The organism is Streptomyces sp. NPDC052910 (genome assembly GCF_055585605.1).
The window spans coordinates 80,077-104,886 of the sequence record NZ_JBVJJR010000009.1; the positions used below are offsets into that span (position 1 = coordinate 80,077).

The window sequence follows — 24,810 nt, forward strand, 5'->3', positions numbered from 1 at the left end:
CAGTCTCCGATTCCCGGGCGGAGTGACCGGGATTACCCGCGCCGGCCCCTCCGCCCGCGCCTTCGGACCGGCGGCCCCCGTCAGCCGGTCAGCGACCTGATCAGCGTCAGCGCGTGCGTGTTGTACCCGGTGATGATCCGCTGCACCGCGCCGCCCTCGCGGCGGGCCAGCGCCTCCACCATCTCCACGTGGCCGCACCACAGCCGCCCGCGCAGGTCGCCGACGCGGCGCAGCAGCGGGACCATGAAGACCCAGCACTGCACCCGGACCCGGTCCAGGAAGTCGGAGATGTACGGGTTGCCGACGAGACCCGCGAACTCGCGCCAGAAGCGCAGGTCGTAGCCGATGAGGATGTCGAGGTCACCGGCGTTGGCGGCCCGGGCGGCCTCCTCGGCGCGCCGCCGGACGGAGGCCAGGACGGCCGGCGTGGCGGCGCCCAGCGCCTGTTCGGTGGCGTGCCGGTACATCCCCTCCAGCATCATCGTCCGCGCCTCGACCATGGCCAGGAAGTCCGCGTACGAGAACTCCCGCACCCGGTAGCCCTTGTGCAGCTCGACGTGGAGCAGCCCCTGGGAGCACAGGTCGAGCAGCGCCTCGCGGACGGGGGTGGCCGAGACGCCGTAGCTCTCGGCTATCTCCTTGACGGTGAACTGGCGTCCCGCCGGGAGCCGGCCCGCGATGACCTCCTCGCGCAGGGCGTCGGCGATCTGTGAGCGCAGCGTCGTGCGCTTGACAGCGTCGCTGCCGGGCATTGGTGTCCGTCTCCCCTTCCGTGACCGCGCGCCGGCGCGCGAACGGCCCTCGCAACAAGATAGGCGAGGGCCGTCGGGGAGCGTACCGGCCGTCGGCGCGGGGGCGGGGCGGCGGGCCCGGTCAGACGGTGTGCGCGTCGGCCGCGGTGAGCGCCTCGTCCAGCAGGGCGAGGCCGTCCTTGGCCTCGGCCTCGGTGATGGTGCAGGGCGGGACGGCGTGCGTCCGGTTCATGTTGACGAAGGGCCACAGGCCGGCGGCGCGGCAGGCCGCGGTGAAGGCGGCCATCGGGGCGTTGTCCTCCCCGGAGGCGTTGTACGGCACCAGGGGCTCCCGGGTGGCGCGGTCGCGGACCAGCTCCAGCGCCCAGAAGACGCCGGTGCCGCGCACCTCGCCCACCGACGGGTGGCGGTCGGCGAGCTCCCGCAGCCCGGGGCCGAGGACCTCCTCGCCGATGCGGGCGGCGTTCTCGACGATGCCCTCCTCGGCCATCGTCCCGATGGTCGCGACCGCGGCGGCGCAGGCGAGCGGATGCCCGGAGTATGTCAGTCCGCCCGGGTAGGGGCGCCGGTCGAAGGTCGCGGCGATCTCCGCCGAGATGGCCACGCCGCCGAGCGGGACGTAACCGGAGTTGACGCCCTTGGCGAAGGTCAGCAGGTCGGGGACGACGTCCCAGTGGTCGGCGGCGAACCAGCGGCCGGTGCGGCCGAAGCCCGCCATCACCTCGTCCAGGACCAGGACCACGCCGTACTTGTCGCACAGCTTCCGCACCCCGGGCAGGTAGCCGGGCGGCGGCAGCATGATGCCCGCGGTGCCGGGGACGGTCTCCAGGACGATCGCCGCGACGGTCGCCGGGCCCTCGAAGACCAGCACGTCCTCCAGGTGGCGCAGGGCGCGCTCGCACTCCTGCTCCTCGGTCTCCGCGTGGAACGGGGAGCGGTAGCGGAAGGGCGTCCAGAAGTGCACCACGCCGGCGGCGCCGGTGTCGGACGCCCAGCGGCGCGGGTCGCCGGTGAGGTTGATCGCGGCGGCGGTGGCGCCGTGGTACGAGCGGTAGGCGGCGAGCACCTTGGGCCGGCCGGTGTGCAGCCGGGCCATGCGGACGGCGTTCTCGACGGCCTCCGCGCCGCCGTTGGTGAAGAAGATCTTGTCGAGGTCGCCGGGCGTCCGCTCGGCGATCAGCCGGGCCGCCTCCGCGCGCACGTCCACGGCGAAGCCGGGCGCGATCGTGCAGAGCCGCCCGGCCTGCTCCCGGATCGCCGCGACGACCTTGGGGTGCTGGTGGCCGATGTTGGTGTTGACGAGTTGGGAGGAGAAGTCGAGGTAGCGGTTGCCGTCGTGGTCCCAGAAGTAGGAGCCCTCGGCCCCCGCGACGGCGAGTGGGTCGATAAGGGCCTGGGCGGACCAGGAGTGGAAGACGTGGGCGCGGTCGGTGGCCTTGACGGCGGCACCACGGGACGGATCGGGCTGCGTACTCACGGCGGCGACCTCGGCGGTTCGACGGTTCGGCGGGCCGTCGGCCGGCGGTGCCCCGGCCGTCGCGGCCACGGAACCGTCCTGCGCCGACGCGGCCCCAGCGTACGGCGGCCGGCCGGCCGGAGGCACCGGCACACTGTCCGGAACCCGGCGCGCACGGCGACACAGTGCCGGACCGGCGGGCGCCCCGGGGCCCGCGAATCACCGCGGCGGAAATCCCGATTCGCCTCGGTTTCGCATGCTACGTTCTTCGCCAGTTGCAGTGGTGGTACCCATATGACATGTGCGCCCGACGGTCTGTGACCTCGGGCGCACTTCTCTTTCCGGGCCTCGGGAACACCCTCCCGGCCCCCGTCCTCCCACACATTCCGCACCGCGCGGGGAATCCCCGCGCACCCGCCTATCGAGGAGTCACCTTGGCTACTGGCACCGTGAAATGGTTCAACTCGGAGAAGGGCTTCGGCTTCATCCAGCAGGACGGCGGCGGCGCCGACGTCTTCGCGCACTACTCCAATATCGCGACCACCGGCTTCCGCGAACTGACGGAAGGCCAGAAGGTCACCTTCGACATCACCCAGGGGCACAAGGGCCCGCAGGCGGAGAACATCCTCCCCGCCTGAACCGGGCGCACCGCATCCGGAGGGCCGGAGCCCCCGCACTTTCCCGCGGGGGCTCCGGCCCTCTTGCCGTCCGGATATCCTCCCGCTCTGGAACAACGGGGGAAATACGGGGGGAAGGAGTGCTGACGGCATGGATGCCCTGTCGCCCGAAGACCCACGCACACTCGGCGCCTACCGGCTGCTCGGCCGGCTCGGCGCGGGCGGCATGGGCCGGGTCTATCTGGCCCGCTCGGACCGCGGCCGTACGGTCGCGGTCAAACTGGTGCAGCCGGAACTGGCCGGGCAGGAGGAGTTCCGCCGCCGCTTCCGGCGCGAGGTGCAGGCGGCCCGGAAGGTCGGCGGCGAGTGGACCGCCCCCGTACTGGACGCCGACACCGAGGCGGAGGTGCCCTGGGTCGCCACCGGCTACATCGCCGGGCCCTCCCTGCGCCAGGTGGTCGGACGCGACTTCGGCCCGCTGCCCGAACGTTCCGTCACGATCCTCGCGGCCGGGCTGGCCCGAGCCCTCCAGGCCGTCCACGCCGCGGGCATCGTCCACCGCGACCTCAAGCCGTCGAACGTCCTGATCACGCTCGACGGCCCGCGCGTCATCGACTTCGGCATCGCGCGCGCCCTGGAGGGCGTGACCGAGGGCGACCTCACCCGCACCGGGGCGGCCGTCGGCTCCCCCGGCTTCATGTCGCCCGAGCAGGTGCGCGGCCGGGAGGTCACGCCCGCGAGCGACGTGTTCTGCGTGGGTTCGGTGCTCGCCTACGCGGCCACCGGCCGGATGCCCTTCGGAACCAACGACAGCGGCGCCCACGCCCTGATGTTCCGCGTCGCCGAGGAGGAACCGGACCTCACCGGCGTTCCGGAGCCGCTGCTCCCGCTGATCACCGACTGCCTGGCCAAGGACCCCGCCGCCCGGCCCACCACCGACCAGGTGCTGGAGCGCACCGGTGCCCGCGAGGAGCTGACCGACCTGCGGTCCGCCGAGCCGTGGCTGCCCGCCGGGCTCGTCGCCCAGTTGGGCCGGCACGCCGTGCGGCTGCTCGACACCGAGGACCCGGCCGAGACCGAGCCGCCGTCGGGCTCCGTACCGGCGTCCGAGCGGCCCACGGACGTCGTCCCGCGGCACACCCCCGGGAACACCCCGCCGCCCCCGGTCGCGGACCCGCCGACGATGACGGCCGTCACCACCTCCAGCGGCTCCCACACCCCTCACATATCCACCGGCTCCTTCGGCCATCCGCCCCCGCCGCCGCCCGGCTACGGCTACCCGCAGCACCCCGTCGCGTACGGCCCGCCGCCCACGGGATACCCGCCGCAGCCGGCGTCCCGGTCCCGCAAGCCGCTGCTCCTCGTCGCCATCGCGGCGGCCGGGCTGCTGGCCGGCGCCGGAGCCGTCTACCTGTTCAACCTCCGGACGGACGGCGGGCCGGATCGCGTCAAGACCGCCGCGACTCCGCGGCCCGGCCCCTCCGGCGCCGCCGCTCCCACGCCCAGCCGGAAGCCGACCGGCTCCCCCAGCACGGCCGCCCCCTCACCCGCCGGCGGATTCGACGACTACCGCGGCGTCTGGACGACGAGTTTCGGCACCAACGAACGCAAACTCTTCCTCTACCCGGGCATCGGCGGCGACCAGGCCGAGATCACCGGCACGGGCACGCTGGACGACGGCACCCGCTACAAGTGCGTCTGGCGGGCCTACGTGGAGGACAGCAAGTCGTCCCCGCTGCGCCTCGGCCCGTCCAAGGTCATGCAGGCCGAACCCACCAGCGCCTGCCAGCCCGGGGGCGCGTCCACGCTGGTCATGCTGGAGGACGGGCGGATGCGCCGCGACTTCGCCGACTCCGGGACGAAGGACGCGTCGCTGACCTACAGCAGGACGCGCTGAACGACGGGCGCCCCGGAGGTCCATGACCTCCGGGGCGCCCGCGCGTACCTGTGGCGTCCTACGACAGGAACGAGTTGATCTCGATCGTCTCGGTGCGGCCCGGGCCGACGCCGATGGCGGAGATCGGCGCGCCGGACATCTCCTCCAGCGCCTTCACGTACGCCTGGGCGTTCTTCGGCAGGTCGGAGAAGGTCTTGGCCTTGCTGATGTCCTCGGACCAGCCCGGCAGCATCTCGTAGACCGGCTTCGCGTGGTGGAAGTCGGTCTGGCTGTAGGGCAGCTCCTCGACGCGCTTGCCGTCGATCTCGTACGCGACGCAGACCGGGATCTGCTCCCAGCCGGTGAGCACGTCGAGCTTGGTGAGGAAGAAGTCCGTGAGGCCGTTGACGCGGGTCGCGTAGCGGGCGATCACCGCGTCGAACCAGCCGCAGCGGCGGTCGCGGCCGGTGGTGACACCGCGCTCGCCGCCGATGGTGCGGAGCTTCTCGCCGTCCTCGTCGAACAGCTCGGTCGGGAACGGACCGGCGCCCACGCGGGTGGTGTACGCCTTGAGGATGCCGATCACCCGGTTGATCTTCGTGGGGCCCACGCCCGCACCCGTGCAGGCGCCGCCCGCGGTCGGGTTCGAGGAGGTCACGAAGGGGTACGTGCCGTGGTCCACGTCCAGGAGGGTGCCCTGGCCGCCCTCGAAGAGGACGACCTTGCCCTCGTCGATGGCGTTGTTCAGGATCAGCGTGGTGTCGGCGACGAACGGCTTGATCTGCTCGGCGTAGCCGAGCATCTCCTCGACGATGCGGGCCGGCTCGATCGCGCGGCGGTTGTAGAGCTTCGCCAGGATCTGGTTCTTGAAGTCGAGGGCCGCCTCGACCTTCTGGGTCAGGATCGACTCGTCGTAGAGGTCCTGGACCCGGATGCCCACGCGGTTGATCTTGTCGGCGTAGGTCGGGCCGATGCCCCGTCCGGTGGTGCCGATCTTGCGCTTCCCGAGGAAGCGTTCCGTCACCTTGTCGACCGTGGTGTGGTACGGCGTGATCAGGTGCGCGTTACCGCTGACCAGGAGCTTCGACGTGTCGACGCCGCGCTCGTTCAGCCCGCTCAGCTCGGAGAGCAGGACCGCCGGGTCGACGACGACACCGTTGCCGATGACCGGGGTACACCCCGGCGAGAGGATCCCGGAAGGGAGGAGATGCAGCGCGTATTTCTGGTCACCGACGACCACCGTGTGACCGGCGTTGTTGCCGCCTTGGTAACGCACCACATAGTCCACGGAGCCACCGAGCAGGTCGGTGGCCTTTCCCTTGCCCTCGTCACCCCACTGAGCACCGAGCAGCACAAGTGCGGGCACAGGCGTACACCCCTTCCGGGCGGGGCATGTCCAACGTGCGCGCGGGTGGCGTGAGCCCGGGATACAGGGCGTCCACCACCGCTAGAGCCGTCGAACCGGTGCCCCGGATAGACGAAGCCCCTGGCGCAACAGCGACAGGGGCTCTTGCACCGAGAGGTTACCTGAGGAAGGACGAACGTGTCGGCTCCAGACCCGACCGGACAGCCGCTGCTGATCGTCGTCGACCCGGTCGCACGGCGTGTGGACGGTGAATCCGTGCGGATCGCCAAGGACGTGCTGACGGCCGGGTCGATGGCCAGAATCTGTCTCCCGGACGGCCCCGGCGAGGTCGCGCGGGCGGTGGCCCGGCGCGGCCGGCGGCGGACGGTCGTCGTCGGGGACGACCGCGCCCTGCTGCGGGTCGTCGGGCTGCTGCACCGGCAGCGGGAGCTCGCGGACGCCCCCCTCGCCTGGGTGCCGGTCGGCCCGCTGCCCGCCGTCTCGGTGGCCCGCGCCCTCGGGGTGCCCCTGGGGACCGTGGCGGCGGCCCGGGCCGTGCTGGACGGCGTGGAACGGCGGCTGGGCCTGCTGGCGGACGAGGACGACGGCGTGGTGCTCGGCGGGCTCTGGGCGCCCGCCCGGCGCCCCCGCGACCGGGCCGGCTACGTGGCGGCCGCCCGCCCGGCGTACCGCCCGTGGTGGTCCCCCGCGGCCCGGACGGCCCGCACCGCCCTGGCCCTGCTCTCCCGCCCGGCGGCCCGGCCCGGGGTGGGCACCCGGCTGCGGGTGGAGGCGGACGGGGTGCTGCTGGCCGACGAGGAGCACCCGCTGGAGCGGGTGGCCGTCACGGCGGCGGACGGCCTGGCGGAGGTCTCCGTCCTCCCCCAGGGCGCTGCCGCCGCGCTGCGCTGCCGCGCCCGGTCCGTGACCCTTTCCGGACCCGACTTCCGCTACCGGGCCGACGAGCGGCTGCGGGGGCCGGTGGCGGAGCGGACGTGGACGGCGGTGGGGGAGGCGTGGCGGCTGACGCTGCCGGGGTAGGGGTAGGGATGCCCCGGTCCCTCCCCCAGAGGGGGCACCCCCACTTCGCCGATTCCTGGGGCTGCGCCCCAGACCCCCTTGTCGCGGCTCCGCCGCTCGTCCTCAAACGCCGGACGGGCTGGATTCGGGCTGAGCCCGCACTTCAGCCCGTCCGGCGCTTGAGGACAACCGCGCGGAGCGCGGTTTCAGGGGTGCGGGCCCTCCCGCGGAAACGGTGAAAGGGCGGGGCCGGGGCACAGCCCGCCGCAGGCGCCCCCGCCCGCTACCCGCCCGGCGTGATCAACCCCGCCTCGTAGGCGAACACCGCGGCCTGCGTCCGGTCCCGCAACCCCAGCTTCACCAGGATCCGGCTCACATGCGTCTTGACCGTCGACTCGGCCACCACCAGATACGCAGCGATCTCCGCGTTCGACCGCCCCTGGGCGACCAGCACCAGCACCTCCGTCTCCCGCTCCGTGAGCTCCCCGATCCGCTCCTGCGTCGGCTGACGCGGCGTGCCGAGCCGCGAGAACTCGTGGATGAGCCGCTTGGTGACGGTCGGGGCGAGCAGCGCCTCGCCGGCGGCGACGACCCGGACGCCGTCGGCGAGCTGCCGGGCGGACGCGTCCTTGAGCAGGAAGCCGCTCGCCCCGGCGCGCAGCGCCTGGTAGACGTACTCGTCGAGGTCGAAGGTGGTGAGTACGAGCACCTTCGCGTCCGCGTCCGCGGCGACGATCTCCCGGGTGGCGTCGATCCCGTTGAGCCCGGGCATCCGGATGTCCATGAGGACGACGTCGGGGCGCAGCTCCGTGACCCTCTCCAGCGCCTGGCGTCCGTCCACCGCCTCGCCGACGACCTCGATGTCGGGCTGGGCGTTGAGCAGGACGGAGAAGCCCTCGCGGACCATCATCTGATCGTCGACGATCAGCACCCGGATGCTCACGCGGCGGCCTCCGCCCGGATGTCGACGGGCAGGAAGGCGCTGACCTCGTAGCCGCCGTCGGCGGTGGGCTCGGCGGTCATCTCGCCGCCGAGCATGCCGACGCGTTCGCGCATGCCGAGGACGCCGTGGCCGGCGCCGGGCGACGGCTTGGCGGTCCGGTCGGGCGGGCCGTTGACGACGCGCAGGCCGAGCCCGCCGAGGACGTAGGCGATCTCGACGCGCGCCGTGGCGCCGGGCGCGTGCCGCAGGACGTTGCTCAGCGCCTCCTGGACGATCCGGTAGGCGGAGAGCTCCACGCCCTGCGGCAGCGGGCGCACGGAGCCCGTGACGACGTGCTCGACGGTGAGACCGGCCTGCCGGACGTTGGCGAGCAGCCCGTCCAGCGCGTCCAGGGTGGGCTGCGGGGCCTCCGGGGCGTCGAAGACGTCGGAGCTGTCGGAGCGGATGACACCGAGGACGCGGCGCAGCTCGGTGAGGGCGGCCACGGCGTTCTCCCGGATGGTGGCGAACGCGGCGGCCAGCTCGGGCGGCGTCTCCTGGACCCGGTAGGGGGCCGCCTCGGCCTGGATGGCGACGACGGACATGTGGTGGGCGACGACGTCGTGCAGCTCGCGGGCGATGGTCGTCCGCTCCTCCAGGACGGTCCGCCGGGACCGCTCGACCTCGGTGACGGCCGCCTGGACGGCCACCTGCTGCCGGGAGTCGCGCAGTACGCGCAGCGCGAGGACCGCGAAGAGCAGGACACCGGAGACGACCAGGTACTGGAAGAGCGAGGAGCCGGCGAGGATCGGGTGGACCACGGTGAGGAAGAGCGCGATGCCCGCGGTCAGCAGCCACATCTCGCCGGCGACCCGCGGCCGGCTGCGCATCGCGACGAGCAGCATGACCAGGACGTGGACGCCGAACGGGACCGACATCGACAGGTCCGGCCACGCGAAGCCGGACAGGAAGATCACGCCGACCGAGCACCACCACGCGCCGATGGGCCGGACCAGGGTCATGAGCAGGGGGACCCCGACGAGCAGCGACGTCGCCGGCGACCCGCCCTGGATCAGCGCCTGCCACATCAGGAACAGGGTGAACGTCACCAGCGCGGTGTGCGGCAGCCACCGGACGTAGCGGCGGGTCGCGCGCGGCACCACGGCGAGGAACCGGCTGTCGTCCGCGAGCGGTGCCAGCGGCCGGAAGGCGAAGGCGTCGGTGAAGAGGTCGCGGTGGATGCCGTCGAGGGCACTCTTCAGCATGAGCAGCTCACTGCGGAGGGTCGTCCCGGGGGAATGGTTCACGCGTTCCACCGTAAGCATCCGGACGGCGTACGTCGTCCTCGTTCATGGGGATCCGTCGGCGTCCGTCTCAAGTACTACGCGGAGTACCGAGCGGCCCCTGCCCGGGCCCGGCGCCGGGCGGGTGGCGTCGGCCACGAGGGTCAGCAACGTGTCGCACGCCGGGGTGCCGGGCGTGACGGGCGCGTAGTGCCCGGTTCCGGGCAGGACGCGCAGCCCGGCGGAGCCGAGCAGCCGGGCGGCGACGACGTAGCGGTGGGACAGCTCCACCGGCACCTCGGGGTCGGCCGAGCCGTGCAGCAGGGTGACGGGGACGCGGGGACGCAGCAGCGCCGGGTCGGCCTCCGCCGCCGGCCGGTCGCCGAGCAGCGCGTCGACGGCCCCGCCGCCGGTGCCCAGGGCCCGGGCGCGGGCCAGGTCGGCGACGGGGGCGACGGCCACGACCGCGTCCACGCCCGTGTCCTCCCGCGCCGCGGCGCACAGCGCGAGGTGGCCGCCGGCCGAGTGCCCGACGAGCACGTGCGGCCTGGCCGGACCGCCGACGGTGACGGCGAGGGCCGCCCGCACGTCCTCGAACGTGGCGGGCCAGCCGCCCCCGCCGCCGACCCGCCGGTACTCCGCGAGGACGGTGTCGTACCCGCGCGTGGCCAGCGCGGCCGCCAGCGGGGCGAGGTGCCGCCGGTCGTACGCGGCGCGCCAGAAGCCCCCGTGCAGCAGGGTGACGCGGACGCCGTTGGGCATGCCGGTGGGCAGGTAGTGGTCGACGAGCTGGTCGGGGTGCGGCCCGTAGGCGGTGGTGGCGTCGGGCGGGACGTACGGGAGCCCGAACAGTGCCGCCTCCTCGTCGTGCGCGCCGCTCACAGCACCTCCGCCAGTGTCCGCGCCGCCCGCTCGGCGTCCGCGAACGTGGTGTACAGCGGCGCGAAGCCGAACCGGAGGACGTCCGGGCGGCGGAAGTCGCCGACGACACCGCGCCGCACCAGCGCGGCCATGACGTCCTCCGCTCCCGAGGGGCAGCGCAGCGACACCTGGCTGCCGCGCTCGGCGTGGGCGGCGGGCGTGACCGGCTCCACCCGGCCCGCCGGCACCAGGGCGGCCACGCGGCGCAGGAAGAAGTCGGTGAGGGCGAGGCTCTTGGCCCGGACGGCGTCCAGGCCGACGTCGTCCCACACGTCCAGCGCGGCGTCCAGGGCCAGCAGGGAGAGGATGTCCGGGGTCCCGGTCCGGCCGCGGGACGCGCCGTCGGCGGGGGTGTACGCGGGGTCCAGGCCGAACGGGTCCGCGTGCGAGTTCCAGCCGGGCAGCGGCGAGTCGAAACGGGCCTGGTGGTCGCGGCGGACGTAGAGGAACGCGGGTGAACCGGGGCCGCCGTTCAAGTACTTGTACGTGCAGCCGACCGCGAGGTCCACGCCGTGCTCGTCCAGCCCCACGGGCAGCGCGCCCGCGCTGTGGCACACGTCCCAGACGGCGAGCGCGCCGGCCGCGTGCAGGGCGGCGGTGGTGCCGGGCAGGTCGTGGAGCCGTCCGGTGCGGTAGTCGACGTGGTTGGCGAGGGCGACGGCGGTGCGCGGGCCCGCCGCCGCGCCGAGGTCCGGCGCCGGGACGGCAAGAATCCGGCAGCCCGTCAGCCGGGCCGCCGAGGCCGCGATGTAGCCGTCCGTCGGGAACGTCGCGGCGTCGACGAGGATCTCGTCGCGGCCGTCCCCCGCGAGGCGGACGGCCGCGACCACGGCCTTGAAGACGTTGACGCTGGTCGAGTCGCCCACGACGACCTGCCCGGGCGCGGCGCCGACCAGCCGTCCGACCCGGTCGCCGACCCGCTCGGGCGCGGCCCACCAGCCGGACTCCTCCCAGGAGCGGATCAGCAGCCGCCCCCACTCCCGGCCGACGACGTCGGCGAGGCGGGGGGCGACGGCGCGCGGCAGGGCGCCGAGCGAGTTGCCGTCGAGGTAGACGGTGTCGTCGTCCAGGTCGAACGCGGCGCGCTTGGCGCGCAGTTCGTCGGCGGCATCCAGGCGGGCGGCCTCGGCGGCGGCACCGTCGGCGGCCTCGGCGGGGGTGGAGGCAGGGGCGTCAGACACGGCCGCGTGCCGTCCACAGCTCCGGGAACACCGTCTTCCGGGCCCGCTTCTCCAGCCAGGCGACACCCGCCGAGCCACCCGAGCCGGGTTTGGCGCCCATCGCCCGCCGGGTGGCCACCAGATGGTCGTTGCGCCAGCGCCACACCTGTTCGGCGATATCGGTCAACTGCTCACCGAGCCGGCACTCGTCGCTGTCCTGGTCACCGGCGTAGACGCGCTGCCACACGTCCTCGACGCCCGGGTCCGGCTCGTGGCGCGCCGTCACGTCCCGTTCGAGCACCGCCCGGGGCACCGGATGGCCGCGCCGGGCCAGCCAGCGCAACGCCTCGTCGTACAGGGAGGGTTCGTGCAGCGCCTTCTCCAGCCGGGAGTGGACGTGCGGCACGTTGCGGTAGGGCGCCAGCAGGGACACGGACTTCTCGCCGAGCAGGAACTCCACCCGGCGGTACATGGCCGACTGGAAGCCGGACGCCTCGCCGAGCGCCGGGCGGAACCGGTTGAACTGGGCGGGCGTCATCCGGGCGATGGGCTCCCAGGAGGCGTTGAGCGACCCCAGCTCGTGCACCGACCGTTCGAGCGCGGCGAGGGCCGCGGGCAGGTCGTCGCGGCGCAGCGCGCCGGCGGCGGTCTCCCACTCGTGGACGAGGAGGGTGAACCAGAGCTCCATCACCTGGGTGGTGACGAGGAACGCGAGCTCTCCCGGGTCGTCGGTGACCGGTTGCTGGAGGCTGGAGAGGACCTCGGCGCGGACGTAGTCCTCGTAGGGCGTCGTGGCCTCGAACTCGAGGTGGGGGGGTGTGGGCGGCTGCGGCATCGTGGCTCCTCGGCACCGAACGCGGCTTCCGGGTAGCGGTCCGCCCCTTTCCGTCGCGTGGAGCCCCGGTCCCCTGTTCGCATCATGCGTCCCTCGGGACGCGCCCGCAAGAGGCAGGCGCCGGACGGGCAGTTCAGCCCGTCCGGCGTTTGAGGACAACCGCGCGGAGCGCGGTTTCAGGGGGTCCGGGGGCTCGCCCCCGGGAATCGGCGAAGTGGGGGCGCCCCCTCTGGGGGAGGGGCCGGGGCACAGCCCGCCGCGGGCGACTCAGCCCAGCGTGCTGGCCGCCGTGGGCGAGCTCTCCCGCAGGAACGCCGAGCACCGCTCGTACTCCTCCTGCTCCCCGATCGCCTGCGCGGCCCGCGCGAGCGCGTGCAGCGCCCGGAGGAACCCCCGGTTGGGCTCGTGCTCGAACGGCACCGGCCCGTGCCCCTTCCAGCCGCTGCGGCGCAGGGCGTCGAGGCCGCGGTGGTAGCCGGTGCGGGCGTAGGCGTACGACTCGACGACCCGGCCGGCTTCGAACGCCTCGTCGGCGAGCTGCGCCCAGGCGAGCGAGGAGGCGGGGTACTTGGCCGCGACCTCGGAGGGCGCGGCGCCGGAGGCGAGCAGTTCGCGCGGCTCGGGGTCGTCGGGCAGGTGGGTCGGGGGCGGTCCCCCGAGCAGGTTCTCGTGAATGGCCATGAGCTCCAGTCTGCCCTGTCGCCGCACGGGCGCCAGGAGAGGACCGGCCCGGGAGCCCGCGGCCGGCCGGGTCAGCGTTCGCCGGGGTCCAGCGGGGGCGCGGTCACCCCGCAGTGGTAGTCGCACTCGGGGTGGCAGCCGCCGCGCCGGGATGCCCGGATCGTCGTCCAGGCCAGGACCGCGCCCACCACGAGTGACCCGGCGCACCAGGCCATGGCCCGCCGGAAGGCGCCGCCGAACGCGCCGGGGTCGCGGTACGCCTCGGGGCCCATCCCGGCGAGCAGCGGCAGCGCCGCCACCGCGACCAGGCCGGCGGCCCGGGCGGCGGCGTTGTTGATGCCGCTGGCGAGACCGGCCCGGCCGACGTCGACCGAGGCCAGGACGGTGGCGGTGAGGGGGGCGACCAGGAGGGTCATGCCGAGGCCCAGGACGACGAGGGCGGGCAGCACGTCCCGCCAGTAGACGGCGCCCGCCCCGGCGCGGGTCATCAGCAGCATGCCCGCAGCGCACAGCAGCGGTCCGACGGTGAGCGGCAGCCGGGGGCCCACGGCCTGCCCGAACCGGCCCGCGCGGGAGGAGAGCAGCAGCATCAGGACGGTGGTGGGCAGCAGCGCGGTGCCGGCGGCCAGCGCGGACCAGCCGGCGACGATCTGGAGCTGGAGCACGGACAGGAAGAAGAAACCGCTGAACGCCGCGTAGACACAGACGGTGACCGCGTTGACCGCCGAGAACGTCCGGATCGCGAAGATGGCGGGCGGCAGCATCGGGTCGGCGAGGCGCCCCTCGACGTACACGAAGAGGACGCCGAGCAGCACACCGGCGACGGCCGGGCCGATCACCCAGGGGGACGCTCCCTTGTCGGGCGCGGCGATCAGGGCGTAGGTGACCAGGGCGAGGGCCAAGGCGCCGAGGGCGGCGCCGGTCGCGTCGAAGCGTCCGTGGGCCGTGGGGTCGCGGGTCTCGGGGACGTGGCGCAGGGCCACCGGGACGCAGAGGGCCGCGACCGGCAGGTTGATCAGGAAGACCCAGCGCCAGCCGGGCCCGTCCACCAGCCAGCCGCCCACGAACGGACCGATCGCGGAGGCCACCCCGCCCAGCCCCGACCAGGCGCCCACGGCGGCGGCCCGGTCGTCGGGCCGGAAGACGGACTGGAGCAGGGCGAGGGAGCCGGGGGTGAGCAGGGCGCCGCCGACGCCCTGGAGCGCGCGGGCGGCGATGAGGACCCCGGCGTTCGGGGCGATCCCGCAGAGCAGGGAGGCGAGCGCGAACCACACCACGCCGACGACGAACACCCGCCGCCGCCCGAACCGGTCGCCGAGCGAGCCGCCGAGCAGGATCAGCCCGGCGAGGGTGAGCATGTAGGCGTTCACCGTCCACTGGAGGACGGCCAGGTCCGCGCCCAGGTCGGCGCCGATGTGCGGCAGGGCGACGTTGACGACGGTGCTGTCCAGCATCGCCATGCCGGACCCGAGGACGGCCGTGAGCAGCACGAACCGTCCGGTGGCGGTGCCCATCCGGATCCCGGGGCCGACATCGGCGTCCGGCACCCCGGGCGCGGTGGTCGCGCGCTCGCGCTCGGACTCGCTCATGTTCCGATGGTCCCCCGGGGCACCTGAGGAGGCCACGCGAAAAGGGCCCGGCATGGAACGCCGGGCCCTTCCTGTGGTTCGCCGTACGACTACTTGAGCTTGGTGCCCGTCGAACGCAGGTCGGCGCAGGCCTTGGTGACGCGCTCGGCCATGCTCGCCTCGGCCAGCTTGCCCCAGGTGCGCGGGTCGTAGGTCTTCTTGTTGCCGACCTCGCCGTCGACCTTCAGGACGCCGTCGTAGTTCTTGAACATGTGCGCCGCCACCGGGCGGGTGAAGGCGTACTGGGTGTCGGTGTCGAGGTTCATCTTCACGACGCCGTTCTCCAGCGCGGTGCGGATCTCCTCCTCGGTGGAGCCGGAGCCGCCGTGGAAGACGAAGTCGAACGGGTCCTGCTTGCCGTGCTTGGCGGCGATGCCGTCCTGGAGCTCGCGGAGCAGCTCGGGGCGGAGGACGACGTTGCCCGGCTTGTAGACGCCGTGGACGTTGCCGAAGGAGGCGGCCAGCAGGTAGCGGCCCTTCTCGCCCAGGCCCAGCGCCTCCGCGGTCTTCTCGACGTCGGCGACGGTGGTGTAGAGCTCGTCGTTGATCTCGTGGGTGACGCCGTCCTCCTCGCCACCGGTCGGGGTGATCTCGACCTCGAGGATGATCTTCGCCTTCACGGCCTCGGCGAGCAGCTCCTTGGCGATGGCCAGGTTCTCGTCGAGCTTCTCGGCGGAGCCGTCCCACATGTGGGACTGGAACAGCGGGTTCTGCCCGGCGGCCACGCGCTCCTGGGAGATCTTCAGCAGCGGGCGGACGTAGCCGTCCAGCTTGTCCTTGGGGCAGTGGTCGGTGTGCAGGGCGATGTTGACCGGGTACTTCTTGGCCACGACGTGCGCGAACTCGGCCAGCGCGACGGCACCGGAGACCATGTCCTTGCTGTACTGGCCGCCCAGGAACTCCGCACCACCGGTGGAGATCTGGATGATGCCGTCGCTCTCCGCCTCGGCGAAACCGCGCAGCGCGGCGTGCAGCGTCTGCGTCGAGGTCACGTTGATGGCCGGGTAGGCGAACTTGCCTGCCTTCGCCCGGTCGAGCATCTCGTTGTAGACCTCGGGGGTTGCGATGGGCATCTGTCCGCTCCTTGTGATGTGCGGTTGAAGCTACGGATGGGCCCTGACCTAGGGGCGACGTTCATCGTCGTCCCCATCTTCCCAGACTCCCCGATTCGCTCCACACGGTGCGTCCCGGCCGGACGGGGGCGGACATGCGTCGGCGGGTGCGAGGTTTCACGTGAAACCTCGCACCCGCCGTCGACGCCCGATGGGAAACCGCAGGTCAGGCCAGGTCAAGGTCCCCGAGCTGGTAACCGGTGACATAGCGCAGGCCGGCGTCGGCGATGGCCTGGGCGGCGCCGCGGTCGACGATCGTCGCCACGGCGACGACCTCGGCGCCCGCCTCGCGGGCCGCCTCCACGGCGGTCAGCGGCGAACCGCCGGTGGTGGAGGTGTCCTCGACGACGAGCACCCGGCGGCCCGCGATGTCCGGGCCCTCGATGCGGCGCTGCATGCCGTGCGTCTTCTGCGCCTTGCGGACGACGAAGGCGTCGAGCTTCCGGCCGCGCGCGGCGGCGGCGTGCAGCATCGAGGTGGCGACCGGGTCGGCGCCCAGGGTCAGCCCGCCCACGGCGTCGTACTCCAGATCGGCGGTGGCGTCCAGCATCACCTGGCCGACCAGCGGGGCGGCCTCGGCGTCGAGGGTGATCCGGCGCAGGTCGATGTAGTAGTCGGCCTCCTTGCCGGAGGAGAGGGTCACCTTGCCGTGGACCACGGCCTTGTCCTTGATCTGCTGCAGCAGGGCGTCACGCGCGTTCATGGGCATGAGCCTATGCCAGGCTCCGCCAGCTCCACGTGGTGGAGATCTCCAGCGGGTCGATGGGGGTGACGAGGCGCGGCAGGGTGTTCAGCCCGTTGGGCGGGCCGGACTGCGGCTCGACGCAGACGGCCTCGTCCTGCTCGTCGTAGACGACGACCCACTCGGCGCGGCTGGTGACCTTGAGTTCCAGGGCTCCGGGCCAGGTCAGCGTCACCGCGACGCCGTCCGGCATGCCGAAGCAGTCGTCCCACGGGCCGGGAAGCGGGTCGATCCGCCGGCCGGTCGGCAGGTGGTCGTCACCGCGCTCCTCCTGCCAGGCGGGGGCGAAGTCCAGCTCGACGTCGCCGCCGGTGCCGAGGTTGCGCAGGAACCAGGGGTGCCAGCCGGCCTGGGCCGGGAAGGAGTCCGAGGCCGCCTCGACACCCAGGGTGAGCGTCAGCGAGTCCTCGGACAGCTCCGCCAACTGGGTGACGCGGCCCGGGTACGGCCAGGGGTCGGTGAGGTCGTAGGTGAACGCGGCGAAGGAGTCCTCGGCCCGGGAGACCCGCCAGGCGGCGTCGCGGCCGGTGCCGTGGATCGCGTGCGGAGGGTGGTTCACCGGCATCTGGTGCGTCGTGCCGCCGTCGCGGAAGCGGCCTTCGGCGATCCGCCCGCACCAGGGGACCATGGGGAAGGACCCGTACTTCGGGCCTTGGCGGAGGAGTTCGGTCCCGTCGATCCGGAGGCTGGAGAGGCGGCAGCCGTTCTCCGCGTCCACGGTCGCCTCGGCCTTGCCTGCGGTCAGTGTCGTCTGAGCGTTGGTCACCCTCCCGACGATAGGCGGGCCCCGGCGCGGGCACGCGGCGGCGTCCCGCCGCGGGGCGGACGGGGGAAGGCGGCGCGGTACCCGTCGTCAGCGCCTGCGGCGCAGTACCCGCCCGACGACCACCGCGGAGGCGAGGGCCACGGCCGCGGCGGGCGCCGCCCAGCGCAGGGCCGCCCGGCCGGAGGTGGTCTCCGGCGCGGGGATCGGCGCGTACCGGCCGCGCGGCGGGGCGTGGTCGACCTCCTCGGCGCTGCGGCCGATCATCGTCCGGCGGGCGTGGGCCGCCTCGGCCGGCGGCTCGTCGTCCGGCAGGACCTCGGAGGGCAGCGCCTCGGGAGGCAGCACCTCGGAGGCGGCGGCGAACGCCTCGTCGTCCAGGGGCGGCAGTTCGTCGCGGAGCGCCGCGTCCCGGACGTCCTGGGCCAGTTCCTCGGCGAGCGCCGTGGCGAAGCGGTCCAGCAGTCTGCGGGCCGTGCCCTCCGCCGTCCGGGTGTCGAACTCGGCCAGCCGGCCGGCCCGGGAGACCGTCCCCGAGCAGGCCACCCGGGTGCCGCCGGGGGCTTCCTCGGGCAGGGCGCTCAGAGTGAGCGACACGGTGGCCGAGCCGCGTGCCTCGGTGCCCTCGGCCGACAGCTCGTACGCGCCGTCGTGCTCGGTCAGCCGCAGCGATCCCCGGTAGGTGATCGTCGACCCGCCGATGCGCAGGCGCAGCCGGCCGGCCACCGTGATGCCGGTGCCCGCCGGCGTGCCAACCGCGTCGTCCGCGCCGTCCGTCCCGCCCTCGTCCGGCTGGAGGCCCGGAACGCACCGGGCCACCCGTGCGGGGTCGGCCAGCGCCCGCCGGACGTCGCCGACGGGGAACGGAACGAAAACCTCGTGCTCCATGGCAAGCGAGCCTACCCACCGGGTCCTTCACCAGGGACTCCCCGGTCGAATCCGATCGAACTTTCCGATGAGCGTGCCCTGGGTGGTGTCAGTCGGCGACCGTGAAGCGCTCGCCGATGTGCTGCGGCTTCTCGATCTCGTCGACGAGGGCGACGGCGTAGTCCTCGGCGGAGATGCGGCTCTTGCCGTTCTCGTCCACGACCAGGTCGTCCAGGCCGGTGCGGTAGGCGCCGGTGCGCTCGCCGGGTTCGATCAGGCCGGCCGGGCTGAGGTTGGTCCAGCGGACGTCGGTGACCGTGCGGTAGAAGTCCAGCGCGTCGCCGTGGGCGTGCATGATCTGGAGCAGGAACTCGGGCAGTCCCTCGGCGTCCCAGACCCGCTTGCCGTCCGGCGTGCGCAGCGAGCCCGCGCCGCCGACCGCGATCAGCCGCGGGGCCGCGTCGCCGAGCGAACGCAGACCCTCCACCAGGGACTTCGCGGCGGGAGCGATGGTGGCCACGTGCCCCGGCCCGTCGCCGCCGCCGACCGCGCTGACGACGACGTCCTGGCCCTGGGCCGCGGCGGCGACGGACCGCGGGTCGAGTACGTCACCGGTGGTGACCGTGAGGTTGTCGTGCCGCTCGGTGAGCTTGGCGGGGTCGCGGACGACGGCCGTCACCTGGTGTCCGCGGTCGAGGGCCTCGCGCAGCACGCGGCTGCCGATGGTGCCGTTGGCGCCGAAAAGGGCGATCTTCGCCATGAGGTTCTCCTGGACTTTCGTAGGGACTTTCGTAGGGAAGTGGGGGGTCATGCGCCGGTTCCATGCTCATCGAGGGCACGGGTGAGCGCCTGCGCGGAGGCCGTGGGGCCGCCGAGCCGCCGGACCCCGCCGTCGGCGGTGTGCAGCAACAGGGTGGGAAAGCTGTCCACACCGAGCCGCCGGACCTCGCGGAAGCCGGCCAGCGCCTCCTGGCGGACCTCGGGCCGGGCGTAGGCGGCGGCCGCCTCGTCCGCGTCCAGGCCGGCCTCGGCGGCGACGGCCTTGAGGGTGGCCGGGTCGGAGAGGCCGCGCCCGTCGCGGTACCAGGCGCCCTGGAGCGCGCCCGCCAGCTCGAGCGTCCGCTCGGGCGCCTGCCGGGCGAGCGCGACCAGCGCCGTCGCCGCGTCGGCGGAGTCGAGCACGGTGGTGCCCTCGGCCACCGCGCGGGAGTACGCCGCGCCGAAGACCGCACCCGTCAGTTCGGCGATCCGGGCGTCCGACCGCGGGATGTACGAGGCGTACGCGCCCACCGGCTGGGCCCGGGCGCCGGTGAACAGGCCGCCGCTCAGCACCCGGAGGTCGAGCCGGTCGGCGTTCACTGCCGCGAACTCGCGGACGGTGGGGCCGTAGCCGTAGCACCAGCCGCAGTAGGCGTCGAATGCGTAGGTGACGGTCTGCCGGGGCCGTGCCATGGCGTTCACCTCGTTCTCCTTCAATAGTTGCCTGCGAAATCACTGTGGTGACTGATGTCAACGCTACGAGGGAGGGACGGACGCGACCAGGTACGCTCGGGTCCCGTCATGGTGAAAAAGCGACACGAGTGCACGGAGACCGTCGGCAGCGCCAGTGCCCCCGACGGCATCGTCGAGCTCACCTACCGGCCGCCGCCGGGCACACCCCGGGGCGTCGAGGTGATGACCGTCGCCGAACTGCGGTCCCGGGCTCCCGAGGGGCTGCTGCCCCGGCCGCAGCGGCTGGACTTCCACCAGCTCGTGGTCGTCGACTCGGGCGCCACCTCGCACACCGTGGACTTCACGGGCTACTGGCTGACCGAGGGATCGGTGCTCTGGGTGCGCCCCGGCCAGGTGCAGAGCTTCGGGGACGCGGACCGGATCGAGGGCACGGTGATCCTCGCCCAGCCGGGCTTCCTGCCCTCCGGCTCACCCGTCGCGGCGCTGGCCGACGATCCGTTCCGTCCCGTCCTGTGGCAGCCGGTCGGTACCGACCGCGAGGCGGTGACCTGCGCGGTACGCCACCTCGCGGCCGACTTCCGCACCGGCGAGGGCCTGCCCTCGGACGTCCACGCCGACGTCCTGCGCCACCTGCTGTCCGTGCTCGTCCTCCGCCTGGCGCACCTCACCGCGCCGGTCGGCAGCCGCGTCCCGGCGCCGACGGACGCGTTCCTCCGCTTCCGCGCCGCGGTGGAACGCGACTTCGCGACCACCCACCGGGTCGCCGACTACGCCCGCGCCCTCGGCTACGCGCCCCGCACCCTCTCCCGCGCGACCCTGGCGGCGGCCGGGGTGGGCGCCAAGGAGTTCATCGACCGGCGGGTGGTGCTGGAGGCCAAGCGGCTGCTGGTCCACAGCGACCTGGCGGTCGTCCGGGTCGGGGAGCGCCTGGGCTTCGAGGACGCCGCGAACTTCTCGAAGTTCTTCCAGCAGCGGGCCGGGGTGACGCCGGGGGCCTTCCGCGAGGAGGCCCGGGGGCCGGAGCGGCAGGGGCGGGGCGGCAGGGCCGGAGGCGCGGGGTGAGGGGTGCGCACGGGTGCGGGGTCGCGCACCGGGTGTGGGGGTGTGCGCGGCGGCCTGGCGCGCGGGTGGGTCGCGGGTGGGATGCGCGCGGGGTGCGGTGCGCGTCCGGCGTCCCGGTGCGCGAGTACGCCGCGGGGGCGGCGTCGAGGACTGGCCCGTGCGGCCGTCGCCGGGCGCCCGCGCCTCACTCCCCGTACCGCGGACGCATCAGCGTCGACGGCGGCTCGGCCGCGCCCTGGGGCCGCGGTACGCTCCGGGCGCCCACGCCGGACGCCTCGGGCAGGCCCGAAAGCGGACCGCCCGCGGCCCCGGACCGGCCCGATTCCGGCGCCTGGTCCCGCGACCGCTCCGTTCCGAGTCCGCGGGCGGCCAGCAGAAATCCCCACTCCTCCCCCGACGCCCCCACCCGGTACGCCTCGGTCGTGAGGCCGACGGAGCGCAGGCTCGCGTCCACCGTCCAGAAGTCGTGCGCGTTCCCGGACACGCGCCCCGCGTGCACCACCAGGCGCCCGTCGGCCGTGAGGCGCCGGGCGGCCAGTCCGTAGAACTCCTGCGAGTACAGCTTGGTCCCCCCGGGCCCGTCCGGCCCGGGCAGGTCGCAGATCTCCACGTCGTAGGGGCGCGCGTCGGCCGCCGCGCGCCGCAGCCAGGTGAAGGGGTCGGCGTGCGCGACGGTCACCCGGGGGTCCGCGTAGGCGTCCCGGTTGAGGCGGCGCAGGCCGGGGTCGGTACGGGCGAGCCGCACCACCGCCGCGTCCGGCTCGACGACCGTCACCTCCGCCACCCCGGGCCGGCGCAGCACCTCGCGCAGGGCGATGCCGTCACCGCCGCCGAGCACCAGGACGCGGCGGTGCGGGCCGGCCGTCGCGGGCCGCACCAGGGCCTCGTGGTAGCGGGAGGGCTCACCGGTGACACGCAGCCGTCCGTTGAGGAAGAGCGTGAGCGGACGGCCGCCGCTGCCGCCCCCGGTGAGGACGAGCTCCTGGAGCTCGGTGTGGACGGCGATCCGTACGTCCTCGCCGTAGACCGCGTTCCGGGCGGCCCGCTCGAACGGACCGGTGAGCGCCGAGCAGAGCGCGAGCAGGGCGAGGACCAGCACGTTGGCCGCCGTCACGGCCCGGCGGGCGCGGGCGCTCAGGTCACCCCGGAACACCCAGAGCACCAGCGCACCACCCGCCACGGCGTTGATCGCGCCGGTCACCAGGGCGCCGGTCAGTTGGCCGAGCATCGGCAGCAGCAGGAACGGAAAAGCGAGCCCGCCGACGAGGGCGCCCACGTAGTCGGCGGCGAAGAGGTCGGCGACGGCGCAGCCTGCGTCCTGCCGCCGCACGCGCTGGATGAGGATCATCAGCAGCGGCACTTCGGCCCCGATGAGCACCCCGATGACCAGCGAGAACACCACCAGGGCGGGCCACGCCCGGCCGTACCAGGCGAAGCAGGCGTAGAGCGCCATCGCCGACAGCCCGCCGACCAGGGCCAGCACCGCCTCCACGGCCGCGAAGCCGAGCGCGGCACGCCGCCGCAGCCGTTTGGCCAGCAGCGATCCCACGCCCATGGCGAAGACCATCACGGACAGGACGACGGACGCCTGGGTGACGGAATCGCCGATGAGGTACGAGGCCAGGGCGACCAGTTCCAGCTCGTACACCAGGCCGCAGGCGGCGCAGACGAAGACCGTGATCAGCACGAGCAGACGGCCGAGCCCGGCCGGTACGGGCAAGCGTGCGGGTACCGGTCGGTAGATCATGCCGGAACGCTACGTCACGATCCGGCCACGTCATGTCACCCACACGAGTTCAATGCGGGTGACGCAGGAGCTAGTTGAGGGACGGCCCGTTCGCCAGGGGGCTCGCGCCAGGGCGGAGGGCGGCGCTCCGCGCGCCCGCCGGCGCGCAGTCGGCGCGCACGCCCACCCGCGTGCGGGTGACGACCAGCCGCCCCTCCTGGGGATACGCGTGCCAGGTACGCCAGCTCACCTGCCCCTCCCGGCGCTGGGCGAGCAGGGCGGTGAAGGCGAGCGGGTCGCCCGGAAACGTTCCGGCGAGCCCCTGGGGGTGCTCGGCGACCAGGGCCAGCAACTCCTGTGCCCGCCCGGCGAAGGAGCACCGGGACAAGGTCTCGACACGGGCCGCGAATTCGTACTCCCAGCAGCCGACGCGCTTGGCGACGCCCAGGGGCAGCGGGGTGCTGCTGCCGGGTATGCAGGCGACCGTCTCCGAACAGCTTCCGCTGTCCTCCTCCAGAAGGACCTGGTGGGAGGCGCCGAGCAGCCGCAACTGTACGAACGCCGCGTCGAGTTGGAGATCCAGTACGGCCAGTGCCGGCAGCGGCTCCCGGCCCAGGCACCAGGCGAGGTCGGCCGCGCGGGTGTCGGTGTAGCTGGTCTTGAGGGTGGTGAGCATGGGTGGGCTCCGCGAGCGAACAGTGGGGGGATGGCCGGCCCGCCCGAGGAGGACCAGGTCTTCGGGGCACCGGCTCATGCCCACTTTGGAGGCTCCCGGATCCGGCGGAGTCGATTCCGAGGAATCCCAGGAGTTTTCTCTGAACGTGGCTCTGATCGAGAGGAAATCATGAAGCCAGGGGCGCCCACAGCATTTTTACCCATCATCGTCGATTTTCCATCCACGCGTGGGCCGGACAGTTCACATGTTCAACGAAACAACGCCCGGCGGTAGTTGGCACCGCCGGGCGCATATGCGGTCAAGCATGGGCCACTTGCAAATCCCCAGATCAAACGGCCATTGCCAGGGGTTTCCCGGCCTGTTCGCCGGGGGCCAGGCGACGGTTTCGCCGGGAAAGACAGGAGCCGGGCGGGGGCGCCCCGGCGCCCGCCGGGCGCGCGTCAGCGCTCGTCAGAGCGCTGACGCGGCCTGCCGAGCCCGGCACTCCGGGGGTCAGCGCGGGCCTTCCGCCGCCCGTTCCAGCCGTTTCACGGCGTCGCGCACCGCCTCCTCGGTCTTGCAGAACGAGAATCGCACCAGATGGGACGGGGCGCCCGGGCGCACAAAGAAGGCGGATGTCGGAATGGCCACCACCCCGGCGCACAAAGGGAGTTCACGGCAGAATCGCACGCCGTCCTCATACCCCCATGCGCGGATGTCCACCTGAACGAAATACCCGGCGTCCGCCCGGTAGGGGCGCAACCCGGCGCGCACCAGTCCGTCGCTCAACAGATCGCGATGGCGCCCCAGCGTCCGCCGCAGCTCCGCCGCCCACTCCTCCACGCCCCCCAGCGCCCGCGCCAGCGCGTCCTGGAAGGGCGCGCCCGAGGTATAGGTGAGAAACTGCTTCACTCCCGCCACCGCCGCCACCAACGACGCGGGCCCGCAGACCCAGCCGACCTTCCAGCCGGTCACCCCGAACGTCTTGCCGGCCGACGAGATGATCAGCGTCCGCTCCCGCATGCCCGGCAGCGTGGCGATCGGCCGGTGCACGGGCCCGCCTGCGCGCCGGCCGCCCTCCGGCTCCCCGCCCGCCCCTCCGCCCGGCTCCTCGCCCGACCGCGCGCCCGGCTCCTCGCCGAACACCAGGTGCTCGTACACCTCGTCCGTCACCACTGTCAGCCCGTGCTCCCGGCACACCTCGGCGACGGCCGCCAGCTCCTCCGGTGTGAACACCTTGCCCGTCGGATTGTGCGGCGTGTTCAGGACCAGGACCCGGGTCCGCGGCGTGACGGCGGCCCGCAGCGCGTCCGCGTCCAGGACGAAGGCGTCTCCTTCCGTGACCAGCGGCACGGGCACGAGCTTCGCACCCGCGAAGCGGGCCACCGCCGCGTAGGCGTCGTAGCAGGGATCGAAGGCCAGCACCTCGTCGCCGGGGTCGCACAGTCCCAGCAGCGCCCCGGCGAGCGCCTCGGTGGCGCCCGTGGTCACCAGCACCTCGTCCCGGGGGTCGTACTCCAGCCCGTACCGCCGCCGCTGGTGCGCGGCCACCGCCTCGCGCAACGCGGGCGTGCCGTGTGCCGGCGGGTACTGGTTGGCGCCGGCCAGCACCGCCGCCGCCACGTCCTCCAGCAACGCGCGCGGACTGCCCAGCTCCGGCACACCCTGCCCCAGGTTCACCGACCCCGTGCTCCGGGCCAGCTCGGTCATCTCCGTGAACACCGATGTGCCCAGCCCCGCGAGCCGCGCCGCGGGTTCCCACGCCCCGTTCCGCCCTCCGCCCGGCACCCCACCCGGCACCGCGTCCGCCGCTCCGCTCGCCGCCACCCTCGGCGCCCCGCCGTGTTCCGCGCTCATCCGCGCCCCCTCCGGTCGTCCTCCGGACTGTCCGTGACCCGGCCCACCCTAGGCCGACGCGAACACCCGTGCCCGGAT

23 protein-coding genes are annotated in these 24,810 nt (G+C 73.7%); 4 read left to right on the forward strand and 19 right to left on the reverse strand.

Going from position 1 to position 24,810, the window contains the following annotated elements:
- Positions 1-80: 80 nt before the first annotated feature.
- Together ACZ6X9_RS27565 and ACZ6X9_RS27570 are read right to left on the reverse strand one after the other, a co-directional pair.
- Positions 81-752 carry a GntR family transcriptional regulator gene (locus ACZ6X9_RS27565; RefSeq protein WP_469780704.1) on the reverse strand — a complete coding sequence of 224 codons (672 nt, stop codon included), beginning with the start codon at positions 750-752 and terminating at the stop codon, positions 81-83.
- Between the two features lie 121 nt (positions 753-873).
- Positions 874-2,229, reverse strand: a complete 1,356-nt coding sequence (locus ACZ6X9_RS27570) for an aminotransferase class III-fold pyridoxal phosphate-dependent enzyme (RefSeq protein ID WP_469780705.1) — start codon at positions 2,227-2,229, stop codon at positions 874-876.
- A gap of 413 nt (positions 2,230-2,642) precedes the next feature.
- On the opposite strand from ACZ6X9_RS27570, the gene ACZ6X9_RS27575 reads away from it, so the two are divergent.
- Both ACZ6X9_RS27575 and ACZ6X9_RS27580 read left to right on the forward strand, forming a co-directional pair.
- Positions 2,643-2,846, forward strand: a complete 204-nt coding sequence (locus ACZ6X9_RS27575) for a cold-shock protein (protein WP_469780706.1) — start codon at positions 2,643-2,645, stop codon at positions 2,844-2,846.
- Positions 2,847-2,976: 130 nt separating this feature from the next.
- The gene (locus tag ACZ6X9_RS27580; RefSeq protein ID WP_469780707.1) at positions 2,977-4,722 is read left to right on the forward strand and encodes a serine/threonine-protein kinase; all 1,746 of its coding nucleotides are present in this window, start codon (positions 2,977-2,979) and stop codon (positions 4,720-4,722) included.
- A 58-nt stretch (positions 4,723-4,780) separates the two neighbouring features.
- On the opposite strand, the gene ACZ6X9_RS27585 is transcribed toward ACZ6X9_RS27580, so the two are convergent.
- Positions 4,781-6,067, reverse strand: coding sequence for an adenylosuccinate synthase (locus ACZ6X9_RS27585; RefSeq protein WP_469780708.1), 1,287 nt, complete (start codon positions 6,065-6,067; stop codon positions 4,781-4,783).
- Positions 6,068-6,244: 177 nt separating this feature from the next.
- Here ACZ6X9_RS27585 and ACZ6X9_RS27590 point away from each other — a divergent pair, with 177 nt between their 5' ends.
- Positions 6,245-7,087, forward strand: coding sequence for a diacylglycerol kinase (locus ACZ6X9_RS27590; RefSeq protein WP_469780709.1), 843 nt, complete (start codon positions 6,245-6,247; stop codon positions 7,085-7,087).
- Positions 7,088-7,349: 262 nt separating this feature from the next.
- Here ACZ6X9_RS27590 and ACZ6X9_RS27595 read toward each other — a convergent pair whose 3' ends face one another.
- The 13 genes from ACZ6X9_RS27595 to ACZ6X9_RS27655 form a co-directional block, all read right to left on the reverse strand.
- Entirely contained in the window at positions 7,350-8,009 is a 660-nt protein-coding gene (locus ACZ6X9_RS27595; protein WP_469780710.1) for a response regulator, read from the reverse strand.
- The gene (locus ACZ6X9_RS27600; protein WP_469780843.1) at positions 8,006-9,253 is read right to left on the reverse strand and encodes a sensor histidine kinase; all 1,248 of its coding nucleotides are present in this window, start codon (positions 9,251-9,253) and stop codon (positions 8,006-8,008) included. Before ACZ6X9_RS27600 ends, ACZ6X9_RS27595 begins: the two co-directional genes overlap by 4 nt.
- Positions 9,254-9,337: 84 nt before the next feature.
- Entirely contained in the window at positions 9,338-10,153 is an 816-nt protein-coding gene (locus ACZ6X9_RS27605; protein ID WP_469780711.1) for an alpha/beta hydrolase, read from the reverse strand.
- Complete coding sequence (gene kynU, locus ACZ6X9_RS27610) at positions 10,150-11,373, reverse strand: kynureninase (RefSeq protein WP_469780712.1); 1,224 nt, start codon at positions 11,371-11,373, stop codon at positions 10,150-10,152. Before kynU ends, ACZ6X9_RS27605 begins: the two co-directional genes overlap by 4 nt.
- Positions 11,366-12,187 carry a tryptophan 2,3-dioxygenase gene (locus ACZ6X9_RS27615; protein WP_469780713.1) on the reverse strand — a complete coding sequence of 274 codons (822 nt, stop codon included), beginning with the start codon at positions 12,185-12,187 and terminating at the stop codon, positions 11,366-11,368. The genes kynU and ACZ6X9_RS27615 overlap by 8 nt, the downstream gene beginning before the upstream one ends.
- A gap of 267 nt (positions 12,188-12,454) precedes the next feature.
- Complete coding sequence (locus ACZ6X9_RS27620) at positions 12,455-12,868, reverse strand: DUF3151 domain-containing protein (protein ID WP_469780714.1); 414 nt, start codon at positions 12,866-12,868, stop codon at positions 12,455-12,457.
- A gap of 71 nt (positions 12,869-12,939) precedes the next feature.
- Positions 12,940-14,457 carry a DHA2 family efflux MFS transporter permease subunit gene (locus tag ACZ6X9_RS27625; protein ID WP_469780715.1) on the reverse strand — a complete coding sequence of 506 codons (1,518 nt, stop codon included), beginning with the start codon at positions 14,455-14,457 and terminating at the stop codon, positions 12,940-12,942.
- An 89-nt stretch (positions 14,458-14,546) separates the two neighbouring features.
- Positions 14,547-15,569, reverse strand: a complete 1,023-nt coding sequence (fbaA, locus tag ACZ6X9_RS27630; protein ID WP_398267171.1) for a class II fructose-bisphosphate aldolase — start codon at positions 15,567-15,569, stop codon at positions 14,547-14,549.
- Between the two features lie 205 nt (positions 15,570-15,774).
- The gene (gene pyrE, locus ACZ6X9_RS27635) at positions 15,775-16,311 is read right to left on the reverse strand and encodes an orotate phosphoribosyltransferase (RefSeq protein WP_152262990.1); all 537 of its coding nucleotides are present in this window, start codon (positions 16,309-16,311) and stop codon (positions 15,775-15,777) included.
- Positions 16,312-16,321: 10 nt separating this feature from the next.
- The gene (locus tag ACZ6X9_RS27640; RefSeq protein WP_469780716.1) at positions 16,322-17,116 is read right to left on the reverse strand and encodes an aldose epimerase family protein; all 795 of its coding nucleotides are present in this window, start codon (positions 17,114-17,116) and stop codon (positions 16,322-16,324) included.
- Between the two features lie 87 nt (positions 17,117-17,203).
- Positions 17,204-18,001, reverse strand: a complete 798-nt coding sequence (locus ACZ6X9_RS27645) for a CoxG family protein (RefSeq protein ID WP_469780717.1) — start codon at positions 17,999-18,001, stop codon at positions 17,204-17,206.
- 88 nt (positions 18,002-18,089) lie between these two features.
- The gene (locus tag ACZ6X9_RS27650) at positions 18,090-18,740 is read right to left on the reverse strand and encodes an NAD(P)-dependent oxidoreductase (protein ID WP_469780718.1); all 651 of its coding nucleotides are present in this window, start codon (positions 18,738-18,740) and stop codon (positions 18,090-18,092) included.
- A gap of 47 nt (positions 18,741-18,787) precedes the next feature.
- On the reverse strand, positions 18,788-19,432 hold the full coding sequence (locus tag ACZ6X9_RS27655; protein WP_469780844.1) for a DsbA family protein: 645 nt from the start codon (positions 19,430-19,432) through the stop codon (positions 18,788-18,790).
- A 108-nt stretch (positions 19,433-19,540) separates the two neighbouring features.
- Between ACZ6X9_RS27655 and ACZ6X9_RS27660 the strand changes: the two genes are divergently transcribed.
- Positions 19,541-20,494, forward strand: coding sequence for a helix-turn-helix domain-containing protein (locus tag ACZ6X9_RS27660; RefSeq protein ID WP_469780719.1), 954 nt, complete (start codon positions 19,541-19,543; stop codon positions 20,492-20,494).
- Positions 20,495-20,678: 184 nt separating this feature from the next.
- On the opposite strand, the gene ACZ6X9_RS27665 is transcribed toward ACZ6X9_RS27660, so the two are convergent.
- The 3 genes from ACZ6X9_RS27665 to ACZ6X9_RS27675 all read right to left on the reverse strand — a co-directional run bounded on the left by ACZ6X9_RS27665 (position 20,679) and on the right by ACZ6X9_RS27675 (position 24,732).
- Positions 20,679-22,241 carry a polyamine aminopropyltransferase gene (locus ACZ6X9_RS27665; RefSeq protein WP_469780720.1) on the reverse strand — a complete coding sequence of 521 codons (1,563 nt, stop codon included), beginning with the start codon at positions 22,239-22,241 and terminating at the stop codon, positions 20,679-20,681.
- A gap of 70 nt (positions 22,242-22,311) precedes the next feature.
- On the reverse strand, positions 22,312-22,896 hold the full coding sequence (locus tag ACZ6X9_RS27670) for a DUF2617 family protein (RefSeq protein ID WP_469780721.1): 585 nt from the start codon (positions 22,894-22,896) through the stop codon (positions 22,312-22,314).
- Positions 22,897-23,388: 492 nt separating this feature from the next.
- Positions 23,389-24,732, reverse strand: a complete 1,344-nt coding sequence (locus tag ACZ6X9_RS27675) for an aminotransferase class I/II-fold pyridoxal phosphate-dependent enzyme (RefSeq protein ID WP_469780722.1) — start codon at positions 24,730-24,732, stop codon at positions 23,389-23,391.
- Positions 24,733-24,810 lie beyond the last annotated feature (78 nt).